The 6,579-nt window shown below is 36.0% G+C and carries 6 protein-coding genes; all 6 read right to left on the reverse strand.

Annotation, left to right across the window (positions count from 1 at the left end; all coding sequences use genetic code 11):
* Positions 1 to 581: 581 nt before the first annotated feature.
* The 6 genes from OZD61_RS01440 to OZD61_RS01465 all read right to left on the reverse strand — a co-directional run bounded on the left by OZD61_RS01440 (position 582) and on the right by OZD61_RS01465 (position 6,396).
* On the reverse strand, positions 582 to 1,217 hold the full coding sequence (locus OZD61_RS01440; protein WP_274979583.1) for a hypothetical protein: 636 nt from the start codon (positions 1,215 to 1,217) through the stop codon (positions 582 to 584).
* 128 nt (positions 1,218 to 1,345) lie between these two features.
* Positions 1,346 to 3,862: a leucine--tRNA ligase gene (leuS, locus tag OZD61_RS01445; RefSeq protein ID WP_274979584.1), complete on the reverse strand. Its 2,517-nt coding sequence runs from the start codon at positions 3,860 to 3,862 to the stop codon at positions 1,346 to 1,348.
* 12 nt (positions 3,863 to 3,874) lie between these two features.
* Positions 3,875 to 4,471 carry a murein hydrolase activator EnvC family protein gene (locus OZD61_RS01450; RefSeq protein WP_274979585.1) on the reverse strand — a complete coding sequence of 199 codons (597 nt, stop codon included), beginning with the start codon at positions 4,469 to 4,471 and terminating at the stop codon, positions 3,875 to 3,877.
* Between the two features lie 45 nt (positions 4,472 to 4,516).
* Complete coding sequence (locus tag OZD61_RS01455; RefSeq protein WP_006279880.1) at positions 4,517 to 4,843, reverse strand: MerR family transcriptional regulator; 327 nt, start codon at positions 4,841 to 4,843, stop codon at positions 4,517 to 4,519.
* On the reverse strand, positions 4,843 to 5,148 hold the full coding sequence (locus OZD61_RS01460) for an integration host factor subunit alpha (protein WP_006279881.1): 306 nt from the start codon (positions 5,146 to 5,148) through the stop codon (positions 4,843 to 4,845). The genes OZD61_RS01455 and OZD61_RS01460 overlap by 1 nt, the downstream gene beginning before the upstream one ends.
* A 60-nt stretch (positions 5,149 to 5,208) precedes the next feature.
* Positions 5,209 to 6,396 carry an MFS transporter gene (locus OZD61_RS01465; RefSeq protein ID WP_274979586.1) on the reverse strand — a complete coding sequence of 396 codons (1,188 nt, stop codon included), beginning with the start codon at positions 6,394 to 6,396 and terminating at the stop codon, positions 5,209 to 5,211.
* Between the last annotated feature and the right edge of the window lie 183 nt (positions 6,397 to 6,579).

Genomic DNA, 6,579 nt, shown 5'->3' on the forward strand with positions numbered 1-6,579 from the left:
ATCTGGCTATGAGTAAAGTTATGTTAAGTAGGGAATATGCTTGATTTACTGGTTTGTGGACAACCTCTAACTATTGCATTCCAGAACAATTTGATGCATCATTCTTTTTGTAAAAAACATTCCAAACTTTCTCTCCACTTTTTCTGGGTAAGGTCAATTGACAACTGTCCACTTTCTATTCCCATGGATTCATATTTTTTGCCTTGACCAAGAAAAAATTCAGCGATTGCCTTACTTTCTCTTGCAACAACTTCTTCCTTAACAATTTTTCCTTTCTCATCAACGATACTTATAAAAGTTTCTTTTAGTGAGATCGCTATAATATTCCATGAGACTGCTCCTACTAATAAAAGTTTAAATTATTTTTGAAGAACTTATTCTACTGAATTCGTTACTTCGTGCTAAAATAATGGACTCCATCATTCAACAGCAATTACAGTATGTTTACCCTTTTTCTTGTTATTTTTCTAATCTATAGCTAGCGTTCAAAACCATATTCGAAAATACGTTTTCGGATTTTTTTTAATGCTGTTTATTTCATCCTCAACATCGTCTCTACCTTTATGAACTAAGTAGCAGCATTAAAAATTATAACGTACCCCTATCTCTAGAGTTGCATCTGGTATTTGTTTTGCTTTTATACCACTTAGTTGCCCACCCATGGTCATACCAACTGCACCAATTATCTGCGGAGTAATTTCATAATCAACACCTAACTTTAGTTTATAGGAAATAGAACTCAGTATTTTATCTACTACAGATGAACCGGCAGCTTCACCACCTGATTCTGGAGCACCTTGTGTTTCTTCTTCCTTTTCTTTTTCTTCTTGTGAACTATTGTCATCACCATCAACTGTATCACTAACACCAAAGCCAAAAGGTGTTATTTGGAGATATCCTCCTAAACCTCCGCTGACATATAGTTTAACGGGATCAATATCAAGGTCAGGATAGAAGCGGTAGTTTGCCAATAAGCTAGCTCCTATGCTCTTTAATGACTTAATATTACTGAAAACCTCAAGTTCAAATTTAGAGTTTTGGTCATAATGGTAACCAAGAACAACACCAGGTTTCATTTTAAAGCCACCACCCCAACCAGCACCAAAGTTTAAACCTGCATAGTACTTATCTTCTGACTTACTTGCACTATTACTAGCTGCACCTGCTAGAGATGAAGTAAGCAACACAGCCAAAACGCACAATCTCTTTATTTTCATATAACTCCTCATACAAAAAAATATATAATGCATAAGTACATATCCTTTATATTAAAAAAGATATAACTACATGTCAAAAAAAGTATAGCCATAAAATCAGATTATATAAAACGTACTACTCAGGTCTTTTATATAACTATATTTACTATCTTATTTGGTACAGCATATACAGTGCGAACTTTGCTTTGATCGATCTTACTGGACACAGAGTCTATCGCTATTTTCTTCAATTCTTCTTGAGGTAAGTTAATTGCCACCTTGATTGTTGTACGTAATTTTCCATTGATTTGCACTGCTATAGTTACCGTATCGTCAACTAATAATGATTCATCAGCTTTTGGCCAAGGTTGACCTCCTATTTCTTGCCATAGGCTTTCAGCTAGATGTGGTATAAATGGTTCGATTACTCTGATTAATATACATATACCTTCATCAATAAGAGATTTTCCAGTTTTTACGTCTATTTCAGCTATTAAATTCGTCATCTCACGAAATTTTGCCACTACACAGTTTAATCTGCAGTTTTCCAAGTCATCTGTAAGTCCGTGTAAGAGTTTATGAATTTTTTTTCTGTACTCTAGAAGTCCACCCGTAACATTTTCATTATCATAGTGTATATTTACAGGTCTTAGCTGCATGACCATACGCCACAATTTATTTACATAACGAGAACAACCTTCCACGCCATCATCGGACCATTCCATATCTTTCTCCGGAGGAGTGTCGGACAACACAAACAAGCGAGCAGTATCAGCACCATACTTTTCTATGATAAAGTTTGGGTCAACTGTATTCTTTTTCGATTTGCTCATTTTTTCAACTTTGCCCACTTGAACCTTAGCTCCTTGTGCAATCAACTCTTTTGCTTCTGCGGGAAATAGCCACTTACCATTTTCGTCTTTATAAGTTGCATGGCAGACCATTCCTTGAGTGATTAAAGTAGAGAAAGGCTCTTTAATATCAAAATAGCCACATTTGGTTAAAGCACGGCAGAAAAATCGTGAGTAAAGCAAATGCAGAATTGCATGCTCTATTCCACCTATATAATAATCAACAGGCATAAAACGATTACACGCATCTTTGTCTATTGATTTATCTTCGCTACAGAATGCAGCAAAATACCAAGAGGATTCAAAAAAGGTGTCAAACGTATCAGTTTCACGCTCTGCTTGCTTTCCACATTTTGGGCAATCAACAAATTTCCAAGTAGGATGTTTATCAAGTGGATTGCCACCACTTGTGAATTCCACATCCGCGGACAGTATTACAGGCAGGTCTTTTTCTGGCACTGGAACAGTACCACAGTCTTTGCAATATATAATAGGTATAGGGCATCCCCAATAACGTTGTCTCGAAATTCCCCAATCGTGCAAACGATAGTTTATTGTTTTTTTGCCTATTTTTTTTTCTTCAAATTTTTTAACTATGGCTTCCTTTGCTTCACTAACCATTAATCCGTTTAAGAATTCGGAGTTAAACATTGTCCCGTCTCCAGTATACGCCTCCTTTGTCATCTGAGTAGCTTGACACTGGGATCCATTGTAAGAATTCTGGTCACGCGCTGGAATGACACCTAAGTGGGCTGAAGAAATAACGGGAATTATCGGCAAATTATATTTCTGTGCAAATTCAAAGTCACGCTGATCATGTGCAGGGCAACCAAAAATCGCGCCTTCCCCATATTCCATCAACACAAAATTCGCTATGTAAAGCGGCAATTCCTTATCAAGAAATGGGTGTTTGACGTTTAATCCGGTGTAAACTCCTATTTTTTCATCGTTCTCTCTTTTCGATTTTACTTCTTGGATCCCAGTGTCAAGCACTGGGATGACAACAGAAGAACCATTCTTTAAATCCTGCACAATAGGATGCTCTGCTGCCACTGCACAAAAAGAAGCCCCAAACAAAGTATGAGGATAAGTTGTAAAAACTTTTAATTTCTTATTCAGGCCAACTACTTCAAACTCTATAGTTGCTCCTTCAGATTTTCCTATCCAACGCTCCTGCATTGTTTTGACTTTTTCTGGCCAATTTTTCAAACTTTGCAGGCACTTGAGTAAATCTTCAGCGAAATCAGTAATCTTTAAAAACCATTGGGACAACTTACGTTTTTCAACAACTGCACCTGATCGCCATCCTTTTCCATCAACCACCTGTTCATTTGCAAGCACTGTTTGGTCCACTGGATCCCAGTTAACCCATGATTCTTTTCGATAGGCAAGCCCATGCTTTAAAAAATCCAGGAAAAATTTTTGTTCGTGTTTGTAATAATCAGGCTCACATGTGGAGAGTTCACGCTCCCAATTATAAGAAAGACCTATAGATTTCAACTGTGTACGCATATTATCTATATTCCCTTTTGTCCATGTTTCGGGGCTAATATTGTTATCCCTTGCTGCATTCTCAGCTGGTAATCCAAACGCATCCCAGCCAATTGGATGCAAAACCTCAAATCCATTAGCTCTCTTGTAACGCGCTATCACATCCCCTATTGCATAGTTACGTAAGTGTCCCATATGAATTTTACCAGATGGATATGGAAACATTTCCAACACGTAACACTTTTCTTGTTTACCACTCTTGCTTACAGAAAAATCCCATTTATCTTGATAAAATTTTTCAACACTTTTAAAATCATATTTCATATAAATCCAAATTCAATTACAGTTCATATGCATCAAAGGATCAACCGCTTGGCCATTATGTCGTATTGTGAAACACATCTGTGGATCTTTATCTTGTGTGCTTGATTTACCTGCAGATCCAATTACTTGACCTTGCTTTACTTTATCGCCAATTTCAACATGTATGTTTTTTAAATAGGAGTACACAGTCATGTAATTATCTTTGTGTTCCACTATAATTAAATTCCCATACCATCTCAGCCCTTTGCCTACATATATCACTTTGCCTGGTGCAGAGGAAACTACGTTCGTTCCATTTTGAGCAGCAATTTTTATGCCATCCTTACACATTTCATCAGAAGAGGTAGCTGAACCTTTAACTGGCATTACAAATTTACAATTTACCCCCACATTTTGTGTATTATTGTTATCTTCGTATATCCTATTTATGATGGCTTTTCTACTTTCTTTTTGCACTGAAGGCTCCCTAATTAAATGGTACTCTCTTGTATATTCCAGATCTCTTTTTCCGTAAAATTCTTCGCCTTTAAGCAGCACAGGTGCAGGTTTTTGCAGGCCACAGCCCATTAATATTGCTAATAACATAAGAAATGAGGCTATATGCCACATTTTAAACTCTCACAAAACTCCAAAATTTTAGCGAGACGTAGTGTTTCACGCCTGCTTGTTACTTTCCTCGTTATTTATTTTACTAGTTAAATAGTCCCTCAAATCGGTGAGTTCTTGCAACAAATTCTTTGTGACTTTTATATCATTACCAAATTCTTTTTGCACTCCTTTTATTGTATATCCTTTATCATATAGCATGTATTTTACTTTCTTTATGGCCTCTATACACTTGCGATCATATAGCCTTCTTCCTTTACGCTTTGTAGGCTTAATTTGATGAAATTGACCTTCCCAAAATCTCAAAACATGCTGTTCCAAATGTAGCTCTTCAGCTACTTCCCCAATCGTATAAAATAATTTTTCCTTGTTCATTAATTATTGATTGATTTTTTTATAATTTTTGAAGGCCTAAAAGAAACTGAATTTCTTGCCTGAATCATCACTTTCTCCGACGTATTTGGTATATTTCCTGGTCTTTCCTTCTTTTTCTTAACCAAGAATGTTCCAAATGACGATATTTTTACTATTCCATCCTTTACCAAGCTTGTCTTTATTTCGTCCAATATATCATCTATTATCGAAACAGAGTCTTCCTTTGATAATCCTATTTCTTGGTTTATATCTCCAGCTATCGTTGCCTTAGTTACTGTTGTGTCTTTTGTTGTAACGTGATCCATTATTGATAAATATTACAATACGTAAATATAACATAGCAATCGACTCGAGATTCAGCTACTTTATTTTTTAGAGTATGTCTCTTTTGTTGCATAATTTAAAATACCGGCAACTATCAATATCGCAAATATTGCAAAAAGTGCCATTTTATGATCTGTAAAAAGTGCTAACATTGACACTATAACTCCACTGCCAATAAACATAAATCCATTGATAATGGATGATGATGTGCTGATGTATTTTCGTTTCACAATCTCGCTGCCGACAGTAAAATTAAGCATATGTCCTCCCGCAAAAAACCCGAACATTAACATACAAAAGTACACAACGTGGACTGTTAAATGGCTGTATAGTAAAATAATAGTTGAGACGCCTTGCAATAAAGCAAAAGCAGAAATTACATGTTTCCTATTTTTAAATAAGTTTGAGATTCGATCTGCAATTGGAGCACCAACTGCAAGACCAAGCCATAGTATTGCAGTTGCTATACCTGACTCCATTGCATTGAGTTCTGAGTTGCCCAGTAACCTTGGAGCCCACAAGGTATTAAGTGCTAAAAATGTTCCAAAAGTAATAGCACCCACCACTGAAGTTATCCAGATATCTCTTAATTTTAGCACTGTTAATATAGAGCACATTACTGTCTTCATAGAGCTTTTTATTGTGCGCTTTTCTGAGCTGCTTTCTGGAAGTGTGTTTGGACAAAAAAGCGTAAGTACAAATATCAACACACCAAATAGTATTATGCATACAATCAGATTTTTCCAATATGCATCTTCGGCAAGCAAGTTAGAGAACAGTATTTGAATTACCAAAGCAGAAAGGCTTGAAATTGTCTGCACTAGTGAAAACATTAGTCCAAATTGGGCAGCGGAAAAACATATGCTACTTGTGTGAGCAGCACCAATAAAACCAAATGATGCTCCAGTTGCAATCAACACTTGAGACAAAATCAAATGGGAGAAATTGTCACTATTAATAAGGACAAAAAACCCCAAGATCATAGTTGATAACGAGAAAAAATAAATTTTTTTACTGGAAAAAACATTAAACGTTGCTCCACTAAAAAATTGTAAGATGGCGAAAGTCCAAGTATATACTGAATTAGCCAGTGCAACTTGCGCGATTGTAAGTCCAAGTTCCTTTTCGAGATTTACACTTATAAAGGTATAAATTATCTGCATGTTGCTGAATATAACAACCAAGTTACTAATCAGCCAAATGAACCAAGCCTTAGCTCTGCTTTCCATAAGATTTATTTTTATAAGTAATCTATTAGAAATTTAACACTAAGTCTCTTTTTAAGCTATTGTTTCCTGACTACTGTTATAGCTAACCCAAAAAACGGTTTCCCTACGTCATGCCGCCGCGGTATCTCTTAGAACCTGTTTAAAATCTTCGTAATAGGAGAGAAATGAAGGAAAGGACAATCA

The sequence above is a fragment of the Wolbachia endosymbiont of Drosophila bocki genome, assembly GCF_028982005.1.
Lineage (GTDB): Bacteria > Pseudomonadota > Alphaproteobacteria > Rickettsiales > Anaplasmataceae > Wolbachia > Wolbachia pipientis.

Excerpts from the sequence above, each read along its gene's own strand:
- OZD61_RS01450 (WP_274979585.1), bottom strand. The coding sequence starts at position 4,471 with ATGTGGCATATAGCCTCATTTCTTATGTTATTAGCAATATTAATGGGC.
- OZD61_RS01455 (WP_006279880.1), bottom strand. The coding sequence starts at position 4,843 with ATGAACAAGGAAAAATTATTTTATACGATTGGGGAAGTAGCTGAAGAG.
- OZD61_RS01465 (WP_274979586.1), bottom strand. The coding sequence starts at position 6,396 with ATGGAAAGCAGAGCTAAGGCTTGGTTCATTTGGCTGATTAGTAACTTG.
- OZD61_RS01440 (WP_274979583.1), bottom strand. The coding sequence starts at position 1,217 with ATGAAAATAAAGAGATTGTGCGTTTTGGCTGTGTTGCTTACTTCATCT.
- OZD61_RS01460 (WP_006279881.1), bottom strand. The coding sequence starts at position 5,148 with ATGGATCACGTTACAACAAAAGACACAACAGTAACTAAGGCAACGATA.
- leuS (WP_274979584.1), bottom strand. The coding sequence starts at position 3,862 with ATGAAATATGATTTTAAAAGTGTTGAAAAATTTTATCAAGATAAATGG.